This is a genomic window from Pseudomonas sp. GD04058, assembly GCF_029836855.1.
In the GTDB taxonomy this organism is placed as follows: domain Bacteria; phylum Pseudomonadota; class Gammaproteobacteria; order Pseudomonadales; family Pseudomonadaceae; genus Aquipseudomonas; species Aquipseudomonas bharatica.
This window is the reverse complement of record NZ_JAOECN010000015.1, coordinates 60,895-86,662: the sequence shown is the minus strand read 5'-3', so window position 1 is coordinate 86,662 and position 25,768 is coordinate 60,895. Positions and strand designations below refer to the sequence as shown.

25 protein-coding genes and 1 other RNA gene are annotated in these 25,768 nt (G+C 60.7%); 15 read left to right on the top strand and 11 right to left on the bottom strand.

Translation table 11 applies throughout. The features are described from left to right. The first annotated feature begins 2 nt into the window (after positions 1–2). Genes N7650_RS14730 through N7650_RS14710 form a run of 5 tightly spaced genes read left to right on the top strand, consistent with a single transcriptional unit; the run spans position 3 to position 2,471 of the window. Complete coding sequence (locus N7650_RS14730) at positions 3–203, top strand: tail protein X (RefSeq protein WP_279898826.1); 201 nt, start codon at positions 3–5, stop codon at positions 201–203. A gap of 4 nt (positions 204–207) precedes the next feature. Further along, the gene (locus N7650_RS14725) at positions 208–1,254 is read left to right on the top strand and encodes a contractile injection system protein, VgrG/Pvc8 family (protein WP_279898825.1); all 1,047 of its coding nucleotides are present in this window, start codon (positions 208–210) and stop codon (positions 1,252–1,254) included. Between the two features lie 59 nt (positions 1,255–1,313). Next, positions 1,314–1,748 (top strand): structural protein P5, encoded by a 435-nt coding sequence (locus N7650_RS14720; protein WP_279898824.1) that lies wholly within the window; start codon positions 1,314–1,316, stop codon positions 1,746–1,748. Beyond that, positions 1,745–2,257, top strand: coding sequence for a DUF2514 domain-containing protein (locus tag N7650_RS14715; RefSeq protein WP_279898822.1), 513 nt, complete (start codon positions 1,745–1,747; stop codon positions 2,255–2,257). Before N7650_RS14720 ends, N7650_RS14715 begins: the two co-directional genes overlap by 4 nt. Before the next feature lie 4 nt (positions 2,258–2,261). Then, positions 2,262–2,471, top strand: a complete 210-nt coding sequence (locus N7650_RS14710) for a hypothetical protein (RefSeq protein ID WP_279898820.1) — start codon at positions 2,262–2,264, stop codon at positions 2,469–2,471. A gap of 48 nt (positions 2,472–2,519) precedes the next feature. Here N7650_RS14710 and N7650_RS14705 read toward each other — a convergent pair whose 3' ends face one another. From N7650_RS14705 to N7650_RS14695, 3 genes are read right to left on the bottom strand one after another with little or no spacing between them, the layout of a single operon-like run. Continuing rightward, complete coding sequence (locus N7650_RS14705) at positions 2,520–3,089, bottom strand: hypothetical protein (protein WP_279898819.1); 570 nt, start codon at positions 3,087–3,089, stop codon at positions 2,520–2,522. A gap of 3 nt (positions 3,090–3,092) precedes the next feature. Beyond that, positions 3,093–3,725: a hypothetical protein gene (locus N7650_RS14700; RefSeq protein ID WP_279898817.1), complete on the bottom strand. Its 633-nt coding sequence runs from the start codon at positions 3,723–3,725 to the stop codon at positions 3,093–3,095. A gap of 3 nt (positions 3,726–3,728) precedes the next feature. Further along, on the bottom strand, positions 3,729–4,532 hold the full coding sequence (locus N7650_RS14695) for a TIGR04255 family protein (RefSeq protein ID WP_279898816.1): 804 nt from the start codon (positions 4,530–4,532) through the stop codon (positions 3,729–3,731). A 507-nt stretch (positions 4,533–5,039) separates the two neighbouring features. Here N7650_RS14695 and N7650_RS14690 point away from each other — a divergent pair. Next, the gene (locus tag N7650_RS14690; protein ID WP_279898815.1) at positions 5,040–5,972 is read left to right on the top strand and encodes a BRO family protein; all 933 of its coding nucleotides are present in this window, start codon (positions 5,040–5,042) and stop codon (positions 5,970–5,972) included. Next, positions 5,969–7,279, top strand: coding sequence for an ISL3 family transposase (locus tag N7650_RS14685; protein WP_279898814.1), 1,311 nt, complete (start codon positions 5,969–5,971; stop codon positions 7,277–7,279). Before N7650_RS14690 ends, N7650_RS14685 begins: the two co-directional genes overlap by 4 nt. Before the next feature lie 432 nt (positions 7,280–7,711). On the opposite strand, the gene ssrA is transcribed toward N7650_RS14685, so the two are convergent. The 5 genes from ssrA to N7650_RS14660 all read right to left on the bottom strand — a co-directional run bounded on the left by ssrA (position 7,712) and on the right by N7650_RS14660 (position 14,367). Next, positions 7,712–8,103: a transfer-messenger RNA gene (gene ssrA, locus N7650_RS14680) on the bottom strand. Positions 8,104–8,195: 92 nt separating this feature from the next. Beyond that, positions 8,196–8,474 carry a hypothetical protein gene (locus N7650_RS14675; protein WP_009394338.1) on the bottom strand — a complete coding sequence of 93 codons (279 nt, stop codon included), beginning with the start codon at positions 8,472–8,474 and terminating at the stop codon, positions 8,196–8,198. A gap of 123 nt (positions 8,475–8,597) precedes the next feature. Next, the gene (locus N7650_RS14670) at positions 8,598–11,408 is read right to left on the bottom strand and encodes an FAD-binding and (Fe-S)-binding domain-containing protein (protein ID WP_279898813.1); all 2,811 of its coding nucleotides are present in this window, start codon (positions 11,406–11,408) and stop codon (positions 8,598–8,600) included. A gap of 77 nt (positions 11,409–11,485) precedes the next feature. Next, entirely contained in the window at positions 11,486–12,631 is a 1,146-nt protein-coding gene (gene lldD / locus N7650_RS14665; protein ID WP_064303358.1) for an FMN-dependent L-lactate dehydrogenase LldD, read from the bottom strand. A 71-nt stretch (positions 12,632–12,702) separates the two neighbouring features. Further along, a complete protein-coding gene (locus tag N7650_RS14660; RefSeq protein ID WP_009404276.1) occupies positions 12,703–14,367 on the bottom strand; it encodes a lactate permease LctP family transporter in 1,665 nt (554 codons plus the stop codon). Between the two features lie 255 nt (positions 14,368–14,622). Here N7650_RS14660 and N7650_RS14655 point away from each other — a divergent pair, with 255 nt between their 5' ends. Then, entirely contained in the window at positions 14,623–15,390 is a 768-nt protein-coding gene (locus N7650_RS14655) for a GntR family transcriptional regulator (RefSeq protein ID WP_279898811.1), read from the top strand. A gap of 68 nt (positions 15,391–15,458) precedes the next feature. On the opposite strand, the gene smpB is transcribed toward N7650_RS14655, so the two are convergent. After that, entirely contained in the window at positions 15,459–15,941 is a 483-nt protein-coding gene (smpB, locus tag N7650_RS14650) for an SsrA-binding protein SmpB (RefSeq protein WP_279898810.1), read from the bottom strand. A gap of 124 nt (positions 15,942–16,065) precedes the next feature. On the opposite strand from smpB, the gene N7650_RS14645 reads away from it, so the two are divergent. Next, positions 16,066–16,500, top strand: a complete 435-nt coding sequence (locus N7650_RS14645; RefSeq protein WP_009404279.1) for a type II toxin-antitoxin system RatA family toxin — start codon at positions 16,066–16,068, stop codon at positions 16,498–16,500. A gap of 60 nt (positions 16,501–16,560) precedes the next feature. On the opposite strand, the gene N7650_RS14640 is transcribed toward N7650_RS14645, so the two are convergent. Then, positions 16,561–17,085: an outer membrane protein assembly factor BamE gene (locus N7650_RS14640; protein WP_009404280.1), complete on the bottom strand. Its 525-nt coding sequence runs from the start codon at positions 17,083–17,085 to the stop codon at positions 16,561–16,563. A 97-nt stretch (positions 17,086–17,182) separates the two neighbouring features. On the opposite strand from N7650_RS14640, the gene fur reads away from it, so the two are divergent. Then, entirely contained in the window at positions 17,183–17,587 is a 405-nt protein-coding gene (gene fur / locus N7650_RS14635; protein ID WP_009404281.1) for a ferric iron uptake transcriptional regulator, read from the top strand. A 71-nt stretch (positions 17,588–17,658) separates the two neighbouring features. On the opposite strand, the gene recN is transcribed toward fur, so the two are convergent. Further along, entirely contained in the window at positions 17,659–19,332 is a 1,674-nt protein-coding gene (recN, locus tag N7650_RS14630) for a DNA repair protein RecN (RefSeq protein ID WP_009404282.1), read from the bottom strand. Between the two features lie 228 nt (positions 19,333–19,560). On the opposite strand from recN, the gene grpE reads away from it, so the two are divergent. The 5 genes from grpE (at position 19,561) to carA (ending at position 25,686) form a co-directional block, all read left to right on the top strand. Continuing rightward, on the top strand, positions 19,561–20,127 hold the full coding sequence (grpE, locus tag N7650_RS14625) for a nucleotide exchange factor GrpE (RefSeq protein ID WP_009404283.1): 567 nt from the start codon (positions 19,561–19,563) through the stop codon (positions 20,125–20,127). A 102-nt stretch (positions 20,128–20,229) separates the two neighbouring features. Next, the gene (dnaK, locus tag N7650_RS14620; RefSeq protein ID WP_009404284.1) at positions 20,230–22,149 is read left to right on the top strand and encodes a molecular chaperone DnaK; all 1,920 of its coding nucleotides are present in this window, start codon (positions 20,230–20,232) and stop codon (positions 22,147–22,149) included. A gap of 192 nt (positions 22,150–22,341) precedes the next feature. Further along, positions 22,342–23,466 (top strand): molecular chaperone DnaJ, encoded by a 1,125-nt coding sequence (gene dnaJ, locus N7650_RS14615; protein ID WP_009404285.1) that lies wholly within the window; start codon positions 22,342–22,344, stop codon positions 23,464–23,466. A gap of 12 nt (positions 23,467–23,478) precedes the next feature. Beyond that, positions 23,479–24,282 carry a 4-hydroxy-tetrahydrodipicolinate reductase gene (gene dapB, locus N7650_RS14610; RefSeq protein WP_009404286.1) on the top strand — a complete coding sequence of 268 codons (804 nt, stop codon included), beginning with the start codon at positions 23,479–23,481 and terminating at the stop codon, positions 24,280–24,282. 267 nt (positions 24,283–24,549) lie between these two features. Further along, on the top strand, positions 24,550–25,686 hold the full coding sequence (carA, locus tag N7650_RS14605; RefSeq protein WP_064303362.1) for a glutamine-hydrolyzing carbamoyl-phosphate synthase small subunit: 1,137 nt from the start codon (positions 24,550–24,552) through the stop codon (positions 25,684–25,686). The last annotated feature ends 82 nt before the right edge of the window (positions 25,687–25,768 follow it).

The window sequence follows — 25,768 nt, the reverse complement described above, 5'->3', positions numbered from 1 at the left end:
GCATGCAGTACGTGACGCGACCCGGGGACATGCTCGATGCCCTGTGCAGCAAGCGCTACCCGGACCACCCGGGAGCGACTGAGGCGGTCCTGGATGCGAACCCAGGGCTCGCGCGCCGGGGGCCTGTTCTTCCCGAAGGGCTGACCATCACCCTGCCGGACCTTCCGCCGCCACCGAGCGGGCAAGTATCACTATGGGATTGAGGCAATGAAACAGGCTGATTACAGAGTCGAGGCCAACGGCGCGGACATCACCGCCGCCATCAAGCAGCGGCTCATCAAGCTCACAATTCAGGATGCGGCCGGCGAGGACAGCGACACCGTCAGCATCGAGCTGGACAACCGTGACGACAAGGTGCGTTTGCCCGCCACCGGCGCCGAGCTGCGCGTGTGGATCGGCCTGGTCGGTGCCCTGGTGTTCAAGGGCGCGTATCAGGTCGACGAACTGGAGGAGCCGCTGGACGACCAGGTCCTGGTCATCCACGGCAAGGCCGCGAAGATGATGGGGCAGATCAAGTCGCCGAAAGACGCCACCTACGACAACATCACGCTGGGGGCGCTGGTCGCCAAGATCGCCAGTGACCACGGCTACACCCCGGCGGTGTCGGCGGCGCTGCAGGGGCATGTGTTCAAGCACATCGACCAGCGCGGCGAATCCGACATGAACCTGCTGACCCGCCTGGCCCGCGATCTCGGCGCTGTCGCCAAACCCATCGACGGCAAGCTGGTCGTGGTGCCCAAAGGCGAGGCCAAGAGCGCGAGCGGCAAAGCGCTGGCGACGGTGTCCATCAGCGACCCGAAGCACAGCAGCGGTCGCGTCACGATCCAGGAGCGCAACGACTACAGCTCGACCGTGGCCTACTACTTCGACGAGAAGGAGCAGCGCAAGATCCCGGTGGTGGCTCAGCTGGTCGAGGGCAAGGTGGCGGTCATGGGCGACAAGCCGGACACGCCGGCCCAGGCCGAAAGCGATGCTGCCGGTACTGAAGGCCCACGCTACACGATGCGCAAGACGCACTCCGACCGTAAGGCGGCCGAGCAGGCCGCCGCGGCGCAGTTGAAGAAGCTGCAGCGGGGCAAGTCGACCATGTCGATTACCCGTCCCCTGACGCCGCAGATCGTGGCCGAGGGGCATATCCAGGTCAGCAACCACCGGACCAGTGCAAACCGACTGTGGCAAGTCGAGTCGGTCACCCACGTCATTGGCTCGGGTGAAGTGTCGTCCACGTCAGCCGAGTGCGTTACCCCCGCATAGTTCGCAACAACACCCGTCCGCCGGCCCAGTGCCGGCTTTTTTTCGCCCGGAGAAAACCCATGACCGCACGCGGCATTCGCAACAACAACCCTGGCAACATTGATTTCAACCCGCGCAACAACTGGCAGGGCCAGCTCGGCGTCGAGCCGGGTGGCCGCTTCGCTGTCTTCGATAGCCCGGAGAACGGCATCCGCGCCCTGGGCAAGCTGCTGCTCAACTACCGGGGCAAGGACGGTATGCCCGGCGTCGGCAGGCCTGGTATCGACACCCCGCTGGAGTTCATCAGCCGTTGGGCGCCAGCCAGCGAGAACAACACCTTGCCCTATGCCCAGGCAATCGCTAAGCGCCTGGGCGTCGGGGTGCGGGACTCGATCGACATTTCCAAGCCGCAGGTGCTGCGTGAGGCCGTGATCGGCATCATCGTTCACGAGAACGGGGGAAATCCCTACAGCTCCGAGGTGATCGACGAAGGGGTGCGGAGGGCGCTGGCATGATCTCCGCCCGCACCGCCGGTGCCGCGGCAACCCTGCTGCTGGTTCTCGCGTCGTACTGGGGCGCCTATCAGCATGGCCGCTCGATCGAGCGTGCTGACTGGGAAAAGGCCTGGGCCGCGCGCGATGCGGCAGACAGCGCCGCACGGGCGCAAGCCGAGGCTGATGCCCGGGAAGAAGAACAACGCCGCCAGGCGGCGCAACAGGAGGCGAGAGCCCATGCACAGAAAGAACAAAGCGCTGCGGATATCGATGCTGCTGGCGCTGGCGCTGCTGGCCAGCGGCTGCGCAACGAAGCCAGCAAGCTCGCTGGTTCCGTTGGTTGCCCCGGTACGGATCCCGCTGCTGTCGCCCGAGGCCAGGCAGCCACCCGCGCCGCAATGGTGCTCTCCGACCTGCTCAAGCGGTCTGTCGCAACGAATACAGAGCTGGCGGCAGCATATGACCGAGCCCGAATAGCTGGCTTGGCCTGCGAGGCGTCCTATACTGGGCGAATCAAGCTTCCACGGTAAGATAATGATGCGACAAATCGAAGGGGCAGCCGAGACGTGCGAAACCCTGATCCAGGACGCGACTGCCGCGCTTCGCCGGTATCACGAAGCTCAGGCGGCAGGCGAGCCGGCCGCACAGATTGAACGCCTTCGTCTGCTTGCTGAATCGGCTTATCAAGCGGTGGTTGACTACCAGTTGGACGCGACAGGGCACCAATCGCTTAATAAACACTAACGAATTGGTGCTGTGGTCTGAAACTGAACTGCTGAGCGTTTCGAGAGGCTATGTCGGTGGGTAGATTTTATCGACTCTAAACACATCATGAAAAACGCGTTGTATAGCGAGCTTCAGGGCTTTATCAGGCTTTAAAATAACAAATATGTCCGCGTGAGCGAGCTCTGGTTCAGGGGTAGAGAATACACCAAAAATCCTTCGCCCATCAGGGGCCAGAGCTGTCCGAAACAAATCCACAAGCCCTAAAGTGTAACCCACGTATTCACGTGGCCTGTGCGGGTTGAGTTTGTTGAATTCTGCTGATTTCAATTTACCTTGGGCGTGAATGGTTAATGGAGTAGTCATACTAAGGCGTTGTGTGGAGATTCCTCTACGCGTTGCTTCCATGAAAGCCTGAGCTGAGTAAACTCCATTCTCCAAGTCCTCGATCCCGTTGGGGAACTCTAGAATCCTAGCTAGCTCTTCTGTATTGTTGATCGGAGTGCTAGTTTGGAAGATTTTATAGTCCTCAGCAATCCTGAGGTTTGGCGGAATGTAATTACATTCCGCTATCTTTTTCTGTCGCTCTTCGATAGGAGTGATTCCGGTATCGAATATTTCCTTGAGCCTGGCCGGCATGTCTTATCCTTTGAGGCTCTCTAAGAACTCACATAGTCCATTAAGCTTTGCGAGGTCGCTTGATAAGAATGTAGAAGTAAAGCTCTCGTTTGTTCTGCGATTGAGATTATATGTGACGATTTCACGATCTTCATAGAAAGCCAAAGAGCAGTACATATGGTCTTTCTCGAAGGCAAGGCTCACTATACCTTCATGATCAAGCATTGGCGAGACCTCGGGAAGCTCCTCTATAGTTGCGCTGATAAAGCAAAGAAAATCGTATGCGCCAATAATGGATGCCTCCACTGGTGCAGGCATGTCCTCCCCGTCCCATCCCTCTTCAAGAGCCTCGTAATGCTCCAAAGCCTCTACTGCCCTAAGGCAGTACGGTCTGAAGATCAGCTCCTCCTCTTCAATCGTTACTATTTCATCTCCCAAAAAAAGGGAGTTGAGGTAATCAGAAGGTGATATTTCAAATTCCCAGTCAATGGACCATTTAGACCTGTCCGGGAATGCCTGTGTTCGTTCGAATAGGGCAGAGCATATATTCACAGCATCTTTCGCAAGGCTAAAGACGCTCGGTTCCTGCCTTCGTGATGTCAAGAACTGATGGCTGTAATTGGGAAGTGTAACACTCGACTTGTTTGTATAGATCATAGCTTATCCCTCTGCTACAAACTTATTCAAGCCTATGCGATTTGCTAGCTCCGGCGCCAAAATATCATTCAATATTTCTTTGTGTCGAGCTCGCAATCTATACGCTGCATTTTCAAGTTGTTCTTTAAAAGGTTGGTGTGAGTCTTGGTGAGTGCTGAGTATATGATAAGTCTCTAGAATGAGTGCGTGCTGAGCTTCATCATCGATACTCTCTAAATCTTCACCATTAACTCTCACTAAAGAGTGGTTCACCCTAACGTTGTGTAGTATCTGATCTTCCTCAGCTAGGTCCTCATCAAAAAAACCCACGTTGGAGTGCCAGAAGTTGGCTTTCTTGATGCAGGCTGGGGGCAGATGCTGAGAGTCGGGGTTAACCCCAAGTACTATGTCATTAATTTCATCTGAAGTGAAAAGGTCCTTGTAACCTAGGACTATTTTTTCAAGTTTTCTTTCGCTCTTCAAAAACGAGTTGTGTGCTATTTCCAAGCCGAATGCCGCCTCGGCAAAAAAGCTCAAAAAACTTGTGTAAGACCGAGATGTGACGGTAGAGCTGTCCGAAATAATCTCAAATCGATTTATTTCCTCATCGCCATCTTTATTGAGGAACATATAACCACGGACCTCTGCACTTGAGGTCGAGTCCCCAGTATTACTTTTTCGGGCTACTCTTCGGGTTTTATATTTAACCTTCAGCCTGCTCATTTCATCCTTAAGAGCAGTCAGGCCATGAGCGTCCACTTCACCATCGTATTCGCAGGTGAGCGAGATGGAGGCGATAGAGTGGGCTTCATATTTGGGCTTGAGCACGATAGATCCTTTGTCAATGGGCTTCGCGATCGGCGACCGCAGGTAAACCATTTTCCCCTCGAGGGTAGCATGAGTTTACGGTGTCCATCCACATTCCAGAACGGAACGGTAAGATTGAGGAGTAGGTATAGAAATGATGGGCGTTCATAGAGAAATCGCTGGGTATTCGGGAAAGGTTGTTGATTGAGCCCTACCAGCAGGGTTCTACATTTCAATTTTCCAAACGGGAAATCTTGTTGACACGCCGCCTTCACCGGGCTACCTTCCACTCGTCGCTGTAAGTCCAGCGACCTGGGATTGGCCTCCCGGCACTGTAGGCGGATACACAACCGCCGCTCACGAGCGGTTTTTTTGTGTCCGAAGCATGGCTGCACCCGCGTTATGGGCGGGGCCGTGTGGGCACCCGCAAGGGTGGCCGGTTCCTACAGCCGGTAGGCCAACCCGCACGGTTCCGCTCACCCGATTGGCCTCGGGAGGCGGGCAACAAGCCCTGTAGGAGACTTAGCCATGAAAGCACTCGCCTTCCACAACACCCAGTTCGACATCGTTGATCGTGACGGTCAGCCGTGGCTTCAAGCCGCGCAGATCGCCAAGGCCCTCGGCTATGCGCGGGAAGATGCCATCAGCCGCATCTTCAGCCGCAACGCAGATGAGTTCACCCCGTGCATGTCCCAGACCGTCAATTTGACGGTCTCGGGAAATCTGCAAAAGGAAGTCCGCATCTTCTCTCTGCGCGGCGCGCACCTGCTGGCCATGTTCGCCCGCACCAAGGTCGCCAAGGAGTTCCGTCACTGGGCGCTCGATGTTCTGGAAGGCGAAGCAGAAGCCCCGGCCAAAGCGAAGCGCAAACCCAAGCTCCTGCCTCATGGTCTGTCCACTGATCAGCAGGACGCCATCAAGGCCCTGGTGAAGGCCCGCGTGGATGAGCTGCCCGAGGGCCAGCGCGCCAAGGCCGCTATCACTTGCTGGTCATCGCTGAAGTCCAAGTTCGGCTGCACCTACAAGGAGATCAGCCCAGAGCAGTTCACCGATGCCGTCAGCCTGATCGCCCGTGTGGTGCTGGAGGGCGAGCTGCTGGAGCCGGAGGAAGCCAAGGTGGTGGGACGCCTGGACATCAACTACCCCATCGAGGACTGGCAGGCCAAGAACCCCCAACAGTTCCGCCGGGACGACCCCAACAGCCCTGACCTGCTGGTCGGCTATGGCGACCTGCTGCTGAGCAAGTATTCGCCCTGCCTGGAGCTGCTGGACAAGCTGCACAACGCTGGGTACTGCATCGACGGTGCCTACTACGAGTTCCGCTCCTATCAGAACCTGATGGCCCAGATGGACATGACCGTCCGCATGATGGCCGGGAGCATCAAGAACGCCTTCGACAACTTCGAGCATGACCGTCGACGCCTCCAGAAGTACCCCGACGTGAAGGGACGCAAAGCATGAACGCCCCAACCAGCCTTCTCCACCCTCTACGCGCCCAGGTGCTGAGCTTCGAAGAGGATGAACACGACTACCACTTCCAGGTGGAGTACCCCGATCCGCCCGCCTGCCACACCTGTGGCACGGTGGGGCAGCTCGTCCGCTTCGGTAAGAAGCAGGTGAAGTACCGGGACGTGCCCATGCACGGCAAGCGCGTGTCCCTGTGGGCCGTGCAACGGCGTTTCCAGTGCAAGAGCTGCGATTCGACGTTCACGCCGAAGTTCCACGAGATGGCCGAAGACCACCGCATGACGCGGCGGTGTTACGACTTCATCGTGAAGCGCTCCCTGGCCAGCACCAACGCCAGCGTGGCGCACGAGGTCGGCGTGGACGAGTCGGTAGTTCGCGCCGTCATCAAGGCCTACTGCGAGGTGCAGGCCCACGGCTACCGACCCACCCTGCCGCGTGTGCTGGGCATCGACGAGCTGTACCTGAACCGGCAGTTCCGCTGCGTGCTGACCAACATCGAGCAGGGGACGATCATCGACATCCTGGAGTCCCGCCAGTTCGATGTGCTGTACAACTACCTGGCCAACATGCGGGGCCGGGATAACGTCCAGATCGTCTGCCAGGACATGTGGAAGCCGTACCGCGACGTGGCCTCCAAGCTGTTCCCCAAGGCCGCTATCGTGGTGGACAGGTTCCACATCCAGCGCATGGCCAACGAATCGCTGGAGGTGCTGCGCAAGGGCATCAAGAAGGAGCTGACCCAGCACCAACGGCGGCAGCTCAAGGGCGACCGCAAGCTGATGTTGATGCGGAGGCGCGACCTGAACCCCATGCAGGAACTGGTGATTCACACCTGGCTGGATCAGTTCCCCGAGCTTGGCACGGCCTACAAGCTCAAGGAGGCGTTCTTCGACATCTGGGAGTCCAGCACAGAGGCTGAGGCCCGGTCACGCTACCAGCAGTGGCTGAGCATGATCCCCGAGGGGCACAAGTCCCACTGGAAGCCGTTGATCACTTCGATGACGAACTGGGAGAAGGAGATATTCGCCTACTTCGGCCCGGCCCAGCGCAACACCAATGCCTTCACCGAGTCGATCAACCGGCAGATGCGCGACCTGAACCGTAACGCTAGGGGCATGTCCTTCGAGATGTTCCGGGCCAAGACGCTGTTCAGTCTGGAGCACAAGGTGATCAAGCCCAAGCCGAAGCGCCAATCTCCGTTCGCCATGCGGGACATCTTCACGATGGACCCCAGCGAGATGCCTACCGATTACGGCGTGCCAATCGAGGCCATTCTCAAGGCCACCCAGGGCGCCCAATAGGGTGTCCATCAACACGACCTTCAATTTGAGATTTCGGGATCGGGAAGCCTGCTAACAACAGGATTTCCCGAATACCCAAATCGCTTAAGCCTAGAAGAGTCAGGGTTGTAATGCGTAATCCCAGGCGACCGCCGTATTGACGATAAATTGACGACATCGCTACCAACGGCACAGTTCAATCATTTTTCTGCAGGACCCAGCCCCTAAAATCCTCAGATTGTGGTGGCTAAATGCTATCACTCGAAGTCTGCAACGCTCAATAGACGTGAATCTGGTGCCGGTTTTTGCGGGGCGAGGCGTCGGGCACGAGCCGCTGGCTTGCTTCGCTGGCTAGGCTGTCATAAAGCTGGCATTTCTCACCCCAAACAGCCTATCCAGACACAAAAAAAGCACTTGCGGCATCCGCTAAGTGCTTGATTTGTCTAGCTTGTTTGGTGGAACCGGGGGGATTTGAACCCCCGTCCGCCAGTACTCCGCTGTCGGTACTACATGCTTAGCCGTGTCTATTGAGTTAATCCGCAGCCGCCCGACGGGCAGGGTGCTTTGGACGAGTTGTGTAAGTTTTAGCCGCTTCGTCCACAACGTACTGCACGGCGATCCTGTTCTGTATGACAATCATTTCGGGTTTACAGGCATCCCCTGATGATTGCTGGAGCCGAAGCTACCAGAAGGGCGGGCTCGGCTGCTTACGCAGCGAGAGCGTAACCCTCGAAGGTTTCGTCATTGGCAACTATAGAAAGTTGCAACAGTGGATTTACGAGTTCTGTTACCAACTCGGCATGCACCTAGAGTTTCATCACCGGCGTCGAATCCTAATCGGCCCCATTTTTACTGCTCTAAGCGAGCGCTTTCTCAAGCGCGTAAGGCGGAGTATACGCCATCCGGGCGACGTATACCATCGCCCGGATGCGCAGGCTCACTCGCTGCCGCCACCCTTGGTGGTGTTCTGCAGGTCCTGCAGGGCCTTGGTGGTAAGGGCGATGCAGTCCTTGTCGTTGCCGGCGGTTTTCGCGGCGCGTGCGTCGTCGGCCTGTTCCTTGACCGATTTGACCAGCTCTTCGGATGTGGCGCCAAGACTGGTCAGTTGATCGTCGATCTTCTGCAGGTTGGCAGTGCACAGGTCATCCGCCGCGAACACAGGGGAGGCAAGCAGTGCGGCGGTCATGAACAGTCCGGTAATCGCAGTACGCTTCATGTGAATCTCCTTGGCTGGGAAGGCCTCGGGAAATGGGCCTGATGGGTGGACTGCGCCGCCCTTGAAGGAGTTCACGGGAATGTCACGACCGGTTGGCTTGTTTTGCCAACCGGCCGGAAACGGTCAGATGGTGCGCGGGCGGGTCACCCGGTCCACCAGGTAGACCAGGCCGTGGTAGTCGATGCCTGAATGACTCGACAGACCGATCTCGCAGGTGCGACTGGTGGAAATGCCTTCCTCGCAATACTGCACCGCGTCCTTCAGGCTGCGCAGCGAGTGGGCGTTGAGTTCCGGGGTGGTGAAGCCCTTGTCGCCGGCGAACCCGCAGCAATGGATACCTTCCGGGATCACCACCTGCTTGCTGCACAGGCGCGCCAGGTCGATCAGCGCCTGGCTTTCACCGAGGTGTTGGGTGCTGCAGGTGACATGCACCGCCACCGGCGCGTCCTGCGGTGTGAACTCGAGCTTGTCGAGCAGGTGGGTGCGGATGAAGCGCACCGGGTCGTACAGGTCCAGGCGGGTTTCGGCCAGGTCCTCCACCAGGCGCAGGGTGCACGGGCTGGTGTCGCAGTAGATCGGATCGAGGCCGCCGCGGCTGGCATGGAGCAGGGCGCCCAGCAGTTCCTGGCGCTTGTGCTCGGCCTGTTCGGCATAACCCTTGGATGCGAAGGGCTGGCCGCAGCAGAGGCTGTCCTGGTTCTCCGGGAAGACCACCTGGTAACCGGCCTTTTCCAGCAGGCGACGGGTCTTGTCCAACAGCGAGGTCTGTTCCTTGTCTCCCGCTGCCGGGCCCATCACCCGCGAGACGCAGGCGGCCAGATAGACGACCCGTGGCCGTGCATCGGTGCCGGCAAGGCCGACCCGGGGCGACTTGAGCGGTTGCGGCATGGCCGGCGTCCATTGCGGCAGGCGACCCTTGCTCGCTTTGCTCAACGAATGACTGATCCGGGCAAGGCGCGGTGCACCGAGCAAGCGCCGGGCGCCGTCGGCGATACGTAGCGTCAGGCGGGCGCCGCTGAGCGCCGTATGGAAATTCTCCACCAGCCAGTCTGCGGTCTTGCCGTGATGTGCAGCTTTTCCACGCAGCTTCTTCACCAATTCACCGGTGTTGATCCCGACCGGGCAGCGCTGGGCACACAGCCCCGTCGCCGCGCAGGTGTCGATGCCCTGGTAGCGGTAGTCGCGCTCCAGTGCCGAGGTGTCTTCGCCGGCGCGCTTCTTCGCCTGGATATCCCGCCACATGACGATGCGCTGGCGCGGGCTCAGGGTCAGCCCTTTGGAGGGGCAGACCGGCTCGCAGAAACCGCACTCGATGCACTTGTCGACAATCTCGTCGGCGGCCGGCAGCGGCTTCAGATGCTTCAGATGGATGTCCGGATCTTCACTGAGGATCACGTCCGGGTTGAGGATGCCGTTGGGGTCGAGCAGGTGCTTGAGCTTCCACATCAGCTCATAGGCATCGCGGCCCCATTCCAGTTCGACGAAGGGGGCCATGTTGCGCCCTGTGCCGTGCTCGGCCTTGAGCGAGCCGCCGAACTCCACGGCGACCAAGTGCGCCACGTCATCCATGAAGGCCTGGTAGCGGGCGACCTCCGTCGCGTTGTTGAAGCCCTGGGTGAAGACGAAGTGCAGGTTGCCTTCCAGTGCGTGGCCGAAAATGATCGCCTCGTCGTAGCCATGCTTGTCGAACAGCAGGATCAGGCGGTTCACACCTTCGGCCAGTTGCTCGACGGGGAAGGTGACGTCTTCGATGATGACTGTAGTCCCGGTCTGGCGCACTGCGCCGACGGCAGGGAAGGTGTCCTTGCGAATTTTCCACAGCAGGTTGTACACCGCCGGGTCTTCGCTGAAATCGACCTTCTGCTCCAGCGGGAAATCGGCGATCGAAACCATGATCTGCGCCAACTGCTCATGCAGCAGCGTCTGACTGGCCGCGCGGGATTCGATGAGCAGGGCGCAGGCATTTTCCGACAGGCCTTTCACCCATTCCGGCATGCCCGGCTTGTCCTGCACCGAGCGCATGCTGCGCCGATCGAGCAGTTCCACGGCGGATACCGGTTGCTGCTTGAGCACGGTGACGGCGCGGCAGCAGCTCTCCACGGTCGGGAAGACGATCAGCGCCGAGGCCTTGTGCGGGTGGTCGGGTACGGTGTCGTAGGTCACCGCGCTGATAAAACCGAGGGTGCCTTCGGAGCCGACCAGCAGGTGTTGCAGGATGTCGAGTGGCTGGTCGTAGTCCACCAGTGCATTCAGCGACAGGCCAGTGGTGTTCTTGAGCCGGTACTTGTGCCGGATACGCTCGGCCAGTGCGGTATTGGCGCGGGTTTCGCGACCAAGCCGGGCCAGTTCGTCGAGCAGCCCGGCGTGGCTGCTTTCGAAGGCGGCCACGCTTGCCGGGTCTTCACTGTCCAGCCGGGTACCATCGGCCAACACCAGGCGCAGGCCGGCGAGGGTGTGATAGGTGTTCTGCGCAGTACCGCAGCACATGCCGCTGGCGTTGTTGGCAACGATGCCGCCGATCTTGCAGGCATTGATCGACGCCGGGTCGGGGCCGATCTTGCGCCCGAACGGTGCGAGCCAGGCGTTGGCCTGGGCACCGATGACCCCCGGCTGGAGGCGGATCTGTTCGCCCTGGCCGCGGATTTCACGGCCGTTCCAGTTATCGCCGAGCACGATCAGCACCGAGTCGCTGATGGCCTGGCCCGACAGGCTGGTTCCGGCGGCACGGAAGGTCACCGGAACGCGGTCGCGCTGGGCCAGATGGATCAGGCCGACCACTTCGTCTTCGGATTCGACCCGTACCACCAGCTTGGGAATCAGCCGGTAGAAGCTGGCATCGGTGCCGAAAGCCAGGGTCGAGGTCGGGTCGTCGAAGCGACGGTCGGCGGGAATCAGGCGCTCGGCATCGCGAAGGAACGCGGCGGGCAGGCTCATGCAAACTCCTCGCGGAGCCACGGCGTCTGGCGCGCCGCGTGCTCCGGTCAATCAGGCGGTATAAAGGGCGGGCGCGCTCAGGCGCCCAGTTCGCGGACCAAGGAATCGCGGGTGATCTCGCTGATCGACTTGGCGCCGGTCAGGACCATCGCCACGCGCATTTCCTTCTCGAACAGTTCCAGCAAATTACGCACGCCAGCCTCGCCGTGGGTGGCCAGGGCGTAGAGGAAGGCGCGGCCGATCATCACGGTATCGGCGCCGAGGGCGATCATGCGTACCACGTCCAGGCCGCTGCGGATGCCCGAGTCGGCAAGGATCCTGATATCGCCTTTTACCGCGTCGGCAATGGCCGGCAGGGCCCGGGCGCTGGAGAGTACGCCATCGAGCTGGCGACCGCCGTGGTTGGAAACGACGATGCCGTCGGCGCCGAATTTCACTGCGTCACGGGCGTCGTCTGCATCGAGGATGCCCTTGATGATCATCGGGCCGTCCCAGAACTCGCGGATCCATTCCAGGTCTTTCCAGGAAATGGACGGGTCGAAGTTGGCACCGAGCCAGCCGATGTAGTCGGCCAGGCCAGTAGGGTTGCCGCGGTACTTGGAAATGTTGCCCAGATCGTGCGGGCGGCCCAGCAGGCCGACATCCAGGGCCCATTGCGGATGGGTCATGGCTTGCCATACACGACGCAGCGGTGCGTTCGCCCCGCTCATGCCGGAATGGGCGTCGCGATAGCGGGCGCCGGGAACCGGCATGTCGACAGTGAACACGAGGGTCTTGACCCCGGCGGCTTTGGCTCGCTCCAGCGCATTGCGCATGAAGCCGCGGTCTTTCAGGACATAAAGCTGGAACCACATTGGCCGGTCGATGGCCGGGGCGACTTCCTCGATCGGGCACACCGACACCGTGGACATGGTGAAGGGAATGCCTTTCGAAGCCGCCGCGCGTGCCGCCTGGACTTCACCACGACGGGCATACATGCCGGTCAGGCCGACCGGGGCGAGGACCACGGGCATATTCAGGGTTTCGTCGAAGAGCCTGGTCTGCAGGCTCAGTTCGGACATGTTTTTCAGAACGCGCTGGCGCAAGGCAATGCTCGCCAGATCCTCGACGTTGTGCCGCAGGGTGTGTTCGGCGTAGGCGCCACCGTCGGCGTAATGGAACAGGAACGGCGGCAGCTTGCGCTGGGCCGCAGCGCGGTAGTCGGTGGAGGCAGAAATGATCATGGGATCTCGCAGCTATCTGTGTGAGAAGGCAACTGCCGGGCGCGTCGGAAGCGCGCCCGGCCCCTGTCACTTTAGTGAACCAGCATGCCGGTCAGCCAATACGCCTGGATCAGGGTGATCAGGCCGACGATGGTGGCGAAGAACAGGCTGTGCTTGAGGGTGAAGCGGAACAGGTCCGATTCCTTGCCGACCAGGCCGGTGGCGGCGCAGGCCACGGCGATGGACTGTGGCGAAATCATCTTGCCGGTTACGCCGCCGCTGGTGTTGGCCGCGACCAGCAGGGTGTCGTTGACGCCGATCTGGTGTGCGGTGGTGGCCTGCAGCGAGCTGAACAGGGCATTGGACGACGTATCCGAGCCGGTCAGGAACACGCCCAGCCAGCCGAGGAACGGCGAGAAGAACGGGAACGCGGCGCCCGTGCCGGCCAGGACCAGGGCCATGGTCGAGGACATGCCCGAGTAGTTGGTGACGAAGGCGAAGGCCAGCACCATACCGATGGACAGGATCGGCCAGCGCAGCTCGTAGAAGGTTTCCTTCAACGTGGTCAGGCCGGTTTTGAGGTTGATCTTCAGGACGATCATCGAGATCAGCGCAGACAGGAAGATCGCGGTGCCGGTGGCAGAGATCGGGTCCAGCTTGAAGACTGCCGGGATCGCCGTCGGGTTGGCAACGATCGGTGCGGTCTTGATCACCAGTTGATCCAGGTGCGGGATGGCGAAGTTGAACACCCAGTTGTACATCGAGCCGCCGGAGGCGAAGGCGGCCTTGAACGGCTTCAGGGTCCAGATGGTGACCAGCACGGTTAGGATCAGGAACGGCGACCACGCCTTGAAGATTTCGCCGAAGCTGTACGGGGTCGGCTGGCTGCCGCCCTTGACCACGGCGGCGCCGACGCTGGCGGTAGCGGTGGTGAAGGAGTTCTTCGGCTGCCAGACCTTGAGGAACAGGGTCAGGGCGATCAGCGAGGCCAGGGCCGAGGTGATGTCGGGCAGTTCCGGGCCGATGAAGTTCGAGGTGAAGTACTGGGTGACGGCGAAGCTCAGGCCGGCGACCAGCGCGGCAGGCCAGGTTTCCTTCACGCCCTTGAGGCCGTCCATCATGAAGACCAGCCAGAACGGCACGAACAGCGACAGCAGCGGCAACTGGCGACCGGTCATAGCGCCGATGTGGAAGGCGTCGATGCCGGTGACCTGGCCGGCCACGATGATCGGGATGCCCAGGGCACCGAAGGCCACGGGCGCGGTATTGGCGATCAGACACAGGCCGGCGGCGTACAGCGGGTTGAAACCGAGGCCGACGAGCAGGGCGGCAGTAATGGCGACAGGTGCGCCGAAACCGGCAGCGCCTTCGAGGAAGGCGCCGAAGCAGAAGCCGATCAGCAGGACCTGCAAGCGCTGGTCATCGGTAATCGACAGCACGGAGCTGCGGATCACTTCGAACTGGCCGCTTTTGACCGTCAGTTTGTAGAGGAACACCGCGGCGACGATGATCCAGGCGATGGGCCACAGGCCGTAGGCAAAACCGTAGCCGGCAGCGGCGAACGCCATGTCGGCAGGCATCTGGAAGGCGAAGATCGCTACCAGGATCGACAGGGCCAGGGTGATGCTGCCAGCGATGTGTCCCTTGAGTCGGAACACGGCCAGCGCCAGGAAAAAGAACACGATCGGGATGACTGCCGCCAGGGCGGACAGGCCGAGACTACCAAGCGGACTATAGAGTTGTTGCCAGGTTTGCATATGGGGTGGCCCCTAATTGTTTTTGGTAAGGCGCTGGCATTGGTTAATTGGTAATACCAATTTACAATGGCGAGGCGCTAGGTTAAAAGCCTCTCTGTGGGTGTGTCAATTTGTCCTCGTGAAACTTTGGTCGCAGGGCCGACGAAAGGGTTGGCTGAGTGGTAAGTAAACTTGCCAACTGATGGGTGTGGAGATGGGCGGGATAGGCCAGAATAAGCGCCCCCGAACTGAATCGGGGATTGTGGAGAGCACGTGATGGTTTTCGACCAGGTCCGCCAGCGCCGTTTGTCCGACGATATCGTCGAGCGGCTGGAGGGAATGATTCTTGAGGGCACCCTCACCGCTGGCGAGCGTCTGCCGGCCGAGCGGGTGCTGGCCGAGCAGTTCGGCGTTTCCCGCCCGTCGTTGCGCGAGGCGATCCAGAAGCTGGTGGCCAAGGGCATGCTGGTCAGCCGCCAGGGCGGCGGAAACTACGTGGCGGAGTCGTTGGGTACGACCTTCAGCGATCCGTTGCTGCAGTTGCTCGAAAGCAACCCGGAGGCCCAGCGGGACTTGCTGGAGTTTCGCCACACCCTGGAAGCTTCATGCGCTTATTACGCGGCGATGCGTGCGACCGATGTGGATCGCGAGCGGCTCAACGCAGCGTTCGATGCCTTGCAGGATTGCTACAACCGCAATGATGAAGTGACCCGGGCCGAAGAAGGCGCCGCCGACGCGCGCTTTCACCTGGCGATTGCCGAGGCCAGTCACAACGCGGTATTGCTGCACACCATCCGCGGCTTGTTCGACCTGCTCAAGCGCAACGTGGTGACCAATATCGGCGGCATGTACCAGCAGCGTTCGGAGACCCGGGACATGCTGATCAGCCAGCACCGGGACCTGTACCTGGCGATCGTCGAAGGGCGAGCGCAGGATGCAAGGGAAGTGTCGAGTCGACACATCCTGTATGTACAGGAAGTGCTGGAGGAGGCGCGGCAGGAAGTGCAGCGGGTGGCGCGGGCGGAGCGGCGCAAGGGGCGCTGACTTTGTGTTGTTGCTGATGGCGTCATCGCCGCACCGCAGCGATGACGCCATCAAGGGCACAGAAAGAACTAGTCTTCCCGCCCCTTGTTACGCACCACACGCTGCAGCTCGCGATTGGAATCGCGCTCGCGCTCGGTGTCGCGCTTGTCGTATTCCTTCTTGCCCTTGCCCAGGGCAATTTCGCACTTGATCAGGTGCTTGCTCCAGTACAAGGACAGCGCGACGCAGGTGTAGCCTTTCTGCTGCACGCCCACGTACAGGCGCTCGAGTTCGCGGCGGTTGAGCAGCAGCTTGCGGGTACGGGTCGGGTCGGCGATGACGTGGGTGCTGGCGGTGGTCAGCGGGGTGATATGACTGCCCATCAGCCAGGCTTCACCGTCCTTGAGCAGTACATAGCTGTCCACGAGGTGCGCCTTGCCGGCACGCAGGCTTTTTACTTCCCAACCGGACAGGACCAGTCCGGCCTCGAACTTGTGTTCGATGAAGTAATCGTGTCGCGCTTTCTTGTTCTGCGCGATGGTCCCTGTCGGATGTTTCTTTTGTTTGGCCATAGGGGCGGCATTATAGGGAGTCCCTGCGTCGTCGGCTACGGGGAAGTGGCGAGCTTGAGGCGGCGCGGTGAATCCCGGACAATGCCCCGCATCCTTTTTGTTCACGTTTGGAAATGACGCCTGGATGACTACCCATATACAACGGTCGGCCTTGCTGCCTTACCCCGCTCAGGCGCTCTACGATCTGGTCAACGATGTGGATCGCTACCACGAGTTCCTGCCCTGGTGTTCCGGTTCCACCGTGCTGGAGCAGAGCGAGACCGCCATGCGGGCCAGGGTCGAGGTCGCGAAGGGCGGGCTCAGCCAGCACTTTGTAACGCGCAATGTACTGGTGCCGGGGCAATCCATCGAGATGAATCTGGAAGAGGGGCCGTTCAGCCAGTTGCATGGCCTTTGGGTGTTCAAGCCCTTGGGCGAGAAGGCCTGCAAGATCAGCCTGGACCTGTCGTTCGAGTATTCCGGAGCCTTGGTCAAGGCGACATTGGGGCCGCTGTTCAACCAGGCGGCGAATACCCTGGTCGATGCGTTCTGCCAGCGGGCCAAGCAGCTCTACGGTTGACAGGCCACAGCTCAAAAAAAAGCCCGAACATCTGTTCGGGCTTTTTTGTGCTCGCCTTGATTACTCGGTTTGCAGTGGCGGCGGCGCCGGCACCGGCATGACTTCGATGGTGTCGACGTCGCGCTGGATCTTCTCTTCCAGCGAGCCCGGGCGGGCAGGTTTTTCCGGTGTTGCCGGCTCGGCCTGTTGCTGGCCTGGCTGGCTGACAGTCGTGCTGCTTTCGTTACCAAGAATTTCCTGGTCGCGGCTCTTGCCGGGCATGAAGTCGCCGGAGAGGCTGGCCAGCTGGTCGTTCTCATTGAAGAAGACGCTGATGCGTTCCTGTTGGCGCTCACCGCCTCCAGGTTGCAGGCTGTACAGGTAATCCCAGCGATTGGTGTGGAAGGTGTCCTGGATCAGCGGGTTGCCCATGATAAACCGTACTTGGCGACGGGTCATTCCGGGGCGCAATTGGTCTATCATGTCCTGCGTTACGACATTGCCCTGCTGGATGTCGATTTTGTAAACCCCGGGAAACGAGCAACCGGCGAGTGCGAGCAGTCCCACGAGGGTGAGGCTGGTTAGCAAGAGCTTGGTGTTTTGCATCGGTGGGCGACTTCCACTATCTTGGCTGGACAACGTAAACCCCGATCATACCCGTATTCAGAGAAGCTGCGAAGCAGCATCGGCGAGAAAGCTGACCATGGTTGAAAATAGCGAACTGCGCAAAGCCGGTCTCAAGGTGACCCTGCCTCGAGTCAAGATCCTACAGATGCTCGACTCTACCGAGCAGCGCCACATGAGCGCTGAAGACGTCTACAAGGCGTTGATGGAGGCGGGGGAAGATGTCGGCCTGGCCACGGTTTATCGTGTCCTGACCCAGTTCGAGGCTGCCGGCCTGGTCGTACGTCACAACTTCGACGGCGGTCACGCGGTATTCGAATTGGCCGATGGCGGCCATCACGACCATATGGTCAACGTGGACTCCGGTGAGGTGGTCGAATTCTTCGATGCTGAAATCGAGAAGCGCCAGAAGGAAATCGTTGCCGAGCACGGTTACGAACTGGTCGATCACAACCTGGTGTTGTACGTGCGCAAGAAGAAGTAAGCGTTCGTGCTTGTTTGCATCAATAAAGAAGGCGACCCACGGGTCGCCTTCTTTATTTCAGGTTTTCCGGATCAGCTCTTGCTGGTCACCACCATCTTCCTGGCGTGGGCCAGTGATTCCTTGGTCAGGTCGATGCCGCCGAGCATGCGTGCCACTTCCTCGACCCGCTCGCGTTTGCCCAGGCTGGTAACGGCCGTGTGCGTGGCATCGCTGTTGCGCACCTTGTGCACGAACAGGTGGTGGTGGCCTTGCGCAGCTACCTGCGGCAGGTGGGTGACGGTCAGGACCTGGCCACGCTCGCCCAGGCGACGCAGCAACTGGCCAACGATTTCTGCAGTGGGGCCGCCGATGCCCACGTCCACTTCGTCGAAGACCAGGGTCGGGATTCGCGAGGTCTGCGCGGTGATTACCTGGATCGCCAGGCTGATACGCGACAACTCACCGCCGGAGGCAACTTTTGCCAGCCCCTTGAGTGGCTGTCCGGGGTTGGCACTGACCAGCAGTTCCACCTGTTCCAGCCCGTGGGGGTGAAGGTCTTCGCCGTTGCCAGGTCGAAGTTCGATGCGGAAGCGACCGCCCGGCATGCCCAGGCGCTGGATCTCCTGTTCCACTGCCGACGCCAGCTGGGTTGATGCGCGCTGGCGCAGGCTGCTCAGTTCGCCGGCCTTTTCATGATAGTGGCGGGTGTACGCCTTGAGTTCCTCTTCAAGGCGTTCGATCGATTCGTCGTTGGCATTCAGGCTTTCCAGCTCCTCGCCCAGGCGCTGCTGCAGGTCGAGCAACGCGGTAGGGTGGACGCGGTGCTTGCGCGCAAGGGTGTAGAGAGCATCGAGGCGCTCTTCCAGTTGTTGCAGGCGCATCGGGTCGGCATCGAAGTTGTCGAGAAAGCGGTTGAGTTCGCCAACGGCTTCTTCTACCTGGATCTGCGCGCTGGCGATCAGGTTGACGGCTTCGCCCAGTGCGCGAGGAGCATTCTGCACGGCGGTCAGGCGATTGAGGCTGGCTGTCAGGGCGCTCAGCACATTGCCTGAGTCGCTCTCGCTGCAATGGTCGATCACCTGGCGGCAGATGCCGAACAGGGCTTCGGCGTTGGTCAGGTTCTTGTGCTCCTGCTCCAGTTGCTCCAGTTCGTTTTCGCCAAGGCCCAGGTTGTCCAGTTCTTCCAGCTGGTAGCTGAGCAACTGGTGGCGGGCGCGCTGTTCATCGCCGGAATTGCGCAGGCGTTCCAGTTCGGTGTGGGTCTGCCGCCAGCGTTGTGCAGCCAGCTGGACCTGGCGTGCCAGGTCGGTGGCGCCGGCGTACTCGTCGAGCAGGCGGCGGTGGGTGTCGGTCTTCAGCAACGACTGGTGCTCGTGCTGGCTGTGGATATCGATCAACAGTTCGCCCAGCGCCTTGAGGTCGCCGAGGGGGCATGGGGTGCCGTTGATGTAGCCGCGGCTGCGGCCTTCGGCGGTGACCACGCGACGCAGGATGCAGGGGCCGTCGTTGTCCAGGTCGCGTTCGGCCAGCCAGGAGCGGGCTTCGGGAATGTCGTCCAGGTCGAAGGTGGCGAGGATGTCGGCCTTGTCCGCGCCCGGGCGCACCACGCCGCTGTCGGCGCGATCACCCAGGGTCAGGCCCAGGGCGTCGAGCATGATCGACTTGCCGGCCCCGGTTTCGCCGGTGATGACGCTCATGCCGCGGGCGAGTTCGAGGTCAAGGTGTTCGACGATGGCGTAGTTGTGGATGGACAGGTGCACCAGCATGCGGGCGGCTCCCAGAGTCAATGTCTGGTTATTTATACAGTGTTTTTTAAATTTCTGACAATGCCCTTCCTTAGCACCATTCGCTTGTGCCGGCCGGCTTTTGATCGCGGACAGTTATGTGCCCCGCACATTGATGTTCAATCGCCCTTGAAGCTGCTTTTTGCGACCCCATATAGGCCGGCAGATGCGCGAGTCGAGCTCGCCGACCACATTGAGAGGAGATATTTCATGGCTGATGAGCAGAAGCTGGACGAACTGAATCCAAACGCAGACAAAGCCGCCGAGGCGGGTTCCGAGGATCTGGTTGCGCGCGTGCAGCTGCTCGAGGAGCAGGTTGCCGCAGCCCAGGACCAGGCCCTGCGCACCGCCGCCGACCTGCAGAACGTCCGCCGCCGTGCCGAGCAGGACGTGGAAAAGGCCCACAAATTCGCCCTGGAGAAGTTCGCTGGCGATCTTCTTCCGGTCATCGACAGCCTGGAGCGCGGCCTGGAGCTGTCCAGCGCGGACGACGAAAGCATCCGTCCGATGCGCGAAGGCATCGAGCTGACCCTCAAGATGTTCGAAGACACCCTCAAGCGCTACAACCTCGAAGCCATCGATCCGCACGGCGAACCCTTCAATGCCGAGCAGCACCAGGCGATGGCCATGCAGGAAAGCGCCGACGTCGAGCCGAACAGCGTGCTCAAGGTGTTCCAGAAGGGTTATCAGCTCAACGGACGTCTGTTGCGTCCGGCCATGGTCGTGGTCAGCAAGGCTCCGGCAGCGGTTTCGCCTTCCATCGACGAGAAGGCTTGAAATTAGCCGGATGGCCCCCATCTAGGTGTCAAGCGTTTAAGTGCTACCGCAGTTGGCAACCACCGCTGCGGCAACCAAATCCAAAGTTTCGGGAGAGTTAACATGGGCAAAATCATCGGTATCGACCTGGGGACCACCAACTCCTGCGTCTCCATTCTGGAAAACGGCAACGTCAAGGTGATCGAGAACGCCGAAGGCGCTCGCACCACGCCGTCGATCATCGCTTACGCCAACGATGGCGAGATCCTGGTTGGCCAGTCGGCCAAGCGCCAGGCCGTCACCAACCCGCACAACACCCTGTACGCAGTAAAGCGTCTGATCGGCCGTCGCTTCGAAGAAGACGTCGTGCAGAAAGACATCCAGATGGTTCCGTACAAGATCGTCAAGGCGGACAACAATGACGCCTGGGTCGAAGTCAACGGCCAGAAAATGGCTCCGCCGCAAATCAGCGCCGAAGTCCTGAAGAAAATGAAGAAAACCGCCGAAGACTACCTCGGCGAGGCAGTGACCGAAGCGGTCATCACCGTACCTGCGTACTTCAACGACAGCCAGCGCCAGGCAACCAAGGACGCCGGCCGTATCGCCGGTCTGGACGTCAAGCGCATCATCAACGAACCGACCGCTGCCGCACTGGCCTACGGCATGGACAAGGCCAAGGGTGACCACACCGTGATCGTCTATGACCTGGGTGGCGGTACCTTCGACGTTTCGGTGATCGAAATCGCCGAAGTCGATGGCGAGCACCAGTTCGAAGTGCTGGCAACCAACGGTGACACCTTCCTCGGTGGTGAAGACTTCGACATCCGTCTGATCGACTACCTCGTCGAGGAATTCAAGAAAGAAACCGGTATGAACCTGAAGGGTGATCCTCTGGCCATGCAGCGTCTGAAAGAAGCTGCCGAGAAGGCCAAGATCGAGCTGTCTTCCAGCCAGCAGACCGACGTCAACCTGCCGTACATCACTGCCGACGCTACTGGTCCGAAACACCTGAACGTGAAGATCTCCCGCGCCAAGCTGGAGTCGCTGGTCGAAGACCTGGTTCAGCGCACCATCGAGCCATGCCGCATCGCCATGAAGGACGCCGGCATCGACGTCAGCAAGATCGACGACGTGATCCTGGTCGGTGGCCAGACCCGCATGCCGCTGGTACAGAAAACCGTTGGCGAGTTCTTCGGCAAGGAAGCGCGCAAGGACGTCAACCCTGACGAAGCCGTTGCCATGGGTGCGGCCATCCAGGGCGCCGTTCTGGCCGGTGACGTCAAGGACGTCCTGCTGCTCGACGTCAGCCCGCTGACCCTGGGTATCGAAACCATGGGTGGCGTGATGACCGCGCTGATCGAGAAGAACACCACCATCCCGACCAAGAAGTCGCAGGTGTTCTCGACCGCCGACGACAACCAGAGCGCAGTGACCATTCACGTCCTGCAAGGCGAGCGCAAGCAAGCCGCGCAGAACAAGTCCCTGGGCAAGTTCGACCTGGCCGAGATTCCACCTGCTCCACGTGGCGTTCCGCAGATCGAGGTTACCTTCGACATCGACGCCAACGGCATCCTGCACGTAGGTGCGAAGGACAAGGCCACCGGCAAGCAGCAGTCCATCGTGATCAAGGCCAACTCCGGCCTGTCCGAGGAAGAGATCCAGCAGATGGTTCGCGACGCTGAAGTCAACGCCGAGGAAGACCGTAAGTTCGAAGAGCTGGCCGCCGCCCGCAACCAGGGTGACGCGCTGGTCCACTCGACCCGCAAGATGGTCGCTGACGCTGGTGACAAGGTAACCGCCGAAGAGAAGACCGCGATCGAAGCTGCTGTGGTTGCCCTGGAAGCCGCCGTCAAGGGCGACGACAAGGCTGCCATCGAAGCGAAGATCGAAGAGCTGTCGAAAGTCTCCGCGCCGGTTGCCCAGAAGATGTACGCCGAGCAGGGCGAGAAGCCGGAAGCGGGTGCTCAGGCCCAGCAGGCTGACGACGCCAAGCACGACGACGTCGTTGACGCCGAGTTCGAAGAAGTCAAAGACAACAAGTAATTGCTGCTGGTTGTCGGCCGGTTGACTGATGTTTGACGTTGACTGGTAGGATGTCGCCGCGCGGGGGCTTGCTCCCGCGTTGGCGTGTCTGGAACACCCGAATTTTCTCCAGCACCGGTAGCGATGCCGATGCTGACGGCACAGCGCTGACGCGCAGAGGTTTGCCGAACGTCCTCAAGAGTGCAAAGAACCATGGCAAAGCGTGACTATTACGAGGTTCTGGGAGTCGAGCGGGGCGCGAGCGAGGCTGATTTGAAAAAGGCCTACCGTCGCCTGGCGATGAAGCACCACCCGGACCGTAATCCCGATAGCAAAGAGTCCGAAGAGCTGTTCAAGGAGGCCAACGAGGCCTATGAAGTGCTCTCCGATACCAGCAAGCGTGCCGCGTACGACCAGTACGGCCACGCCGGCGTCGACCCGAGCATGGGTGGCGGCGGTGCCGGTTTTGGCGGCGCCAATTTCTCCGACATCTTCGGCGATGTGTTCAGCGATTTCTTCGGTGGCGGTCGTGGCGGTTCCCGCGGCGGCGCCCAGCGTGGCAGCGACCTGCGCTACACCCTGGAGCTGAACCTCGAAGAGGCGGTGCGTGGTACCACGGTCAATATCCGTGTGCCGACACTGGTCAACTGCAAGCCGTGCGACGGCTCGGGCGCGAAGAAAGGCTCTTCGCCAGCGACCTGCCCGACCTGCGGCGGCATCGGCCAGGTGCGCATGCAGCAAGGCTTCTTCTCGGTGCAGCAGACCTGCCCGCGTTGCCAGGGGCAGGGCAAGATCATCACCGATCCATGCGACTCCTGCCACGGCGAGGGGCGCATCGAAGAGTACAAGACCCTGTCGGTCAAGGTGCCGGCCGGTGTCGATACCGGCGACCGCATTCGCCTCTCCGGCGAAGGCGAGGCGGGCACCCAGGGTGGCCCGACCGGCGACCTGTACGTGGTGATCAATGTGCGCGAGCACCCGATCTTCCAGCGTGACGGCAAGCATCTGTACTGCGAAGTACCGATCAGCTACACCGATGCGGCATTGGGTGGCGAGCTGGAAGTGCCGACCCTCGATGGTCGGGTCAAGCTGAAGATTCCGGAAGGTACCCAGACCGGCAAGCAGTTCCGCTTGCGCGGCAAGGGTGTGGCGCCGGTGCGTGGTGGCGGTGCCGGTGACCTGATGTGCCGTGTGGCGGTCGAGACGCCGGTCAACCTGAGCCGTCGCCAGCGCGAGCTGCTCGAAGAGCTGCGTGCTTCCCTGGAAGGCGACAGTTCCCATTCGCCCAAGGCCAGTGGCTGGTTCGAGGGTGTGAAACGCTTCTTCGGCGATCTGTAAAAGGAAAAACGCATGCGACGTATTGCGGTAATGGGCGCGGCTGGGCGCATGGGCAAGACCCTGGTCGAGGCGATCCAGCACGTCCAGGGCGCTGGTCTGACGGCGGCGGTGGATCGTCCCGACAGCACGCTGGTGGGTGCCGATGCCGGCGAGCTGGCGGCGCTGGGCCGGATCGGCGTGCCGATCTCGGACGACCTGGCCAAGGTGGTGGAAGAGTTCGATGTGTTGATCGACTTCACCCACCCGTCGGTGACCCTGAAGAACCTGGCGTTCTGCCGCAAGGCGGGGAAGGCCATGGTAATCGGCACTACGGGCTTCAGTGCCGAGGAGAAACAGTTGCTGGTCGAGGCGGGCAAGGAGATTCCGATCGTCTTCGCCGCCAACTTCAGCGTCGGGGTCAACCTCTGCCTGAAGCTGCTCGACACCGCTGCCCGTGTGCTGGCCGATGAAGTGGATATCGAGATCATCGAGGCCCACCATCGTCACAAGGTCGATGCGCCGTCCGGTACCGCACTGCGCATGGGCGAAGTGGTGGCCCAGGCGCTGGGGCGCGATCTGAAGGAGGTGGCGGTCTACGGTCGCGAGGGCCAGACCGGCGCACGTGATCGCCAGACCATCGGTTTCGCCACTGTGCGTGCCGGTGATGTGGTCGGTGACCACACCGTGCTGTTCGCCGCCGAGGGCGAGCGCGTGGAGATCACCCACAAGGCTTCCAGTCGTATGACCTTCGCCAAGGGTGCGGTTCGTGCGGCCATGTGGCTCGATGGTCGCGAGCCGGGCCTGTACGATATGCAGGACGTGCTCGACCTGCATTGATTCTGTGCTGCGTTACCCAGAAGTGCCCGGGTCTCCATGAGCGGGCACTTCTGCGGCCTTCTCCGATGCGCCCTGTCGCATTCCTGCGTCTTTCAGACACATCAGTGGTAGACCCAAAAAGCGTTTTTCTGTAAGCTACAGCTTTAGTGTGTCCACTAAAAGCGCGCAGATAATTCGACGAAGAAAGCGGGGTGACGTGTCTATACGTCATTCCGCTTTTTTGCAACCTGCGATCGCCCCTTCAGGCTTGATTTACGGGAGGTCTTCTTGACTAAGCCAGCCATACTCGCCCTTGCCGATGGCAGCATTTTTCGCGGTGAAGCCATTGGAGCCGACGGTCAGACCGTTGGTGAGGTGGTGTTCAACACCGCAATGACCGGCTATCAGGAAATCCTGACTGACCCATCGTACTCGCAACAGATCGTTACCCTGACCTACCCTCATATCGGCAACACCGGCACTACCGCCGAAGACGCCGAGTCCGATCGCGTCTGGTCGGCCGGCCTGGTCATCCGCGACCTGCCGCTGATCGCCAGCAACTGGCGTAACACCCTGTCCCTGAGCGATTACCTCAAAGCCAACAATGTCGTGGCCATCGCCGGTATCGATACCCGCCGCCTGACCCGCATCCTGCGTGAGAAAGGTGCACAGAACGGTTGCATCCTGGCCGGTGACAATATCAGCGAGGAAGCCGCCATCGCCGCAGCGCGCGGATTCCCGGGCCTGAAAGGCATGGACCTGGCCAAGGTGGTCAGCACCAAGAGTGCCTACGAGTGGCGCTCCAGTGTCTGGGAGCTGAAAACCGACAGCCACCCGACCATCGAGGCGGCCGACCTGCCGTACCACGTGGTTGCCTACGACTATGGCGTCAAGCTGAACATCCTGCGCATGCTGGTCGCCCGTGGCTGCCGCCTGACCGTCGTCCCGGCGCAGACCCCGGCCAGCGAAGTGCTTGCCCTCAACCCTGATGGCGTGTTCCTGTCCAACGGCCCTGGCGATCCGGAGCCTTGCGACTACGCGATCCAGGCGATCAAGGAAATCCTGGAAACCGATATCCCGGTCTTCGGTATCTGCCTCGGTCACCAGCTGCTGGCCCTGGCGTCGGGTGCCAAGACCGTAAAAATGGGCCACGGCCATCACGGTGCCAACCACCCGGTCCAGGACCTGGACACCGGCGTGGTGATGATCACCAGCCAGAACCACGGCTTCGCGGTCGACGAGGCCACCCTGCCGGCCAACGTTCGCGCCATCCACAAGTCGCTGTTCGACGGTACCCTGCAGGGCATCGAGCGCACCGACAAGAGCGCGTTCAGCTTCCAGGGCCACCCTGAAGCCAGCCCTGGCCCGACCGATGTCGCGCCACTGTTCGATCGTTTCATCGATGCCATGGCCAAGCGCCGCTAAGCATCCCTGCGTGAAGGCGCTGGACCGGCGAAGCCCGGTTCAGCAGCGCCTGACCAAGATTGTTCAAGACGGCTTGCCGACT

What these genes read in the sequence shown, in the direction of transcription:
- N7650_RS14705 (WP_279898819.1), bottom strand. Translation starts at nt 3,089, where the DNA reads ATGCCGGCCAGGCTCAAGGAAATATTCGATACCGGAATCACTCCTATC.
- recN (WP_009404282.1), bottom strand. Translation starts at nt 19,332, where the DNA reads ATGCTGGTGCACCTGTCCATCCACAACTACGCCATCGTCGAACACCTT.
- grpE (WP_009404283.1), top strand. Translation starts at nt 19,561, where the DNA reads ATGGCTGATGAGCAGAAGCTGGACGAACTGAATCCAAACGCAGACAAA.
- fur (WP_009404281.1), top strand. Translation starts at nt 17,183, where the DNA reads ATGGTTGAAAATAGCGAACTGCGCAAAGCCGGTCTCAAGGTGACCCTG.
- N7650_RS14690 (WP_279898815.1), top strand. Translation starts at nt 5,040, where the DNA reads ATGAAAGCACTCGCCTTCCACAACACCCAGTTCGACATCGTTGATCGT.
- N7650_RS14670 (WP_279898813.1), bottom strand. Translation starts at nt 11,408, where the DNA reads ATGAGCCTGCCCGCCGCGTTCCTTCGCGATGCCGAGCGCCTGATTCCC.
- smpB (WP_279898810.1), bottom strand. Translation starts at nt 15,941, where the DNA reads ATGGCCAAACAAAAGAAACATCCGACAGGGACCATCGCGCAGAACAAG.
- N7650_RS14730 (WP_279898826.1), top strand. Translation starts at nt 3, where the DNA reads ATGCAGTACGTGACGCGACCCGGGGACATGCTCGATGCCCTGTGCAGC.
- dnaK (WP_009404284.1), top strand. Translation starts at nt 20,230, where the DNA reads ATGGGCAAAATCATCGGTATCGACCTGGGGACCACCAACTCCTGCGTC.
- N7650_RS14700 (WP_279898817.1), bottom strand. Translation starts at nt 3,725, where the DNA reads ATGATCTATACAAACAAGTCGAGTGTTACACTTCCCAATTACAGCCAT.
- N7650_RS14640 (WP_009404280.1), bottom strand. Translation starts at nt 17,085, where the DNA reads ATGCAAAACACCAAGCTCTTGCTAACCAGCCTCACCCTCGTGGGACTG.
- dnaJ (WP_009404285.1), top strand. Translation starts at nt 22,342, where the DNA reads ATGGCAAAGCGTGACTATTACGAGGTTCTGGGAGTCGAGCGGGGCGCG.
- N7650_RS14725 (WP_279898825.1), top strand. Translation starts at nt 208, where the DNA reads ATGAAACAGGCTGATTACAGAGTCGAGGCCAACGGCGCGGACATCACC.
- N7650_RS14715 (WP_279898822.1), top strand. Translation starts at nt 1,745, where the DNA reads ATGATCTCCGCCCGCACCGCCGGTGCCGCGGCAACCCTGCTGCTGGTT.
- N7650_RS14655 (WP_279898811.1), top strand. Translation starts at nt 14,623, where the DNA reads ATGGTTTTCGACCAGGTCCGCCAGCGCCGTTTGTCCGACGATATCGTC.
- dapB (WP_009404286.1), top strand. Translation starts at nt 23,479, where the DNA reads ATGCGACGTATTGCGGTAATGGGCGCGGCTGGGCGCATGGGCAAGACC.
- N7650_RS14685 (WP_279898814.1), top strand. Translation starts at nt 5,969, where the DNA reads ATGAACGCCCCAACCAGCCTTCTCCACCCTCTACGCGCCCAGGTGCTG.
- N7650_RS14720 (WP_279898824.1), top strand. Translation starts at nt 1,314, where the DNA reads ATGACCGCACGCGGCATTCGCAACAACAACCCTGGCAACATTGATTTC.
- N7650_RS14660 (WP_009404276.1), bottom strand. Translation starts at nt 14,367, where the DNA reads ATGCAAACCTGGCAACAACTCTATAGTCCGCTTGGTAGTCTCGGCCTG.
- lldD (WP_064303358.1), bottom strand. Translation starts at nt 12,631, where the DNA reads ATGATCATTTCTGCCTCCACCGACTACCGCGCTGCGGCCCAGCGCAAG.
- N7650_RS14645 (WP_009404279.1), top strand. Translation starts at nt 16,066, where the DNA reads ATGACTACCCATATACAACGGTCGGCCTTGCTGCCTTACCCCGCTCAG.
- N7650_RS14675 (WP_009394338.1), bottom strand. Translation starts at nt 8,474, where the DNA reads ATGAAGCGTACTGCGATTACCGGACTGTTCATGACCGCCGCACTGCTT.
- N7650_RS14710 (WP_279898820.1), top strand. Translation starts at nt 2,262, where the DNA reads ATGATGCGACAAATCGAAGGGGCAGCCGAGACGTGCGAAACCCTGATC.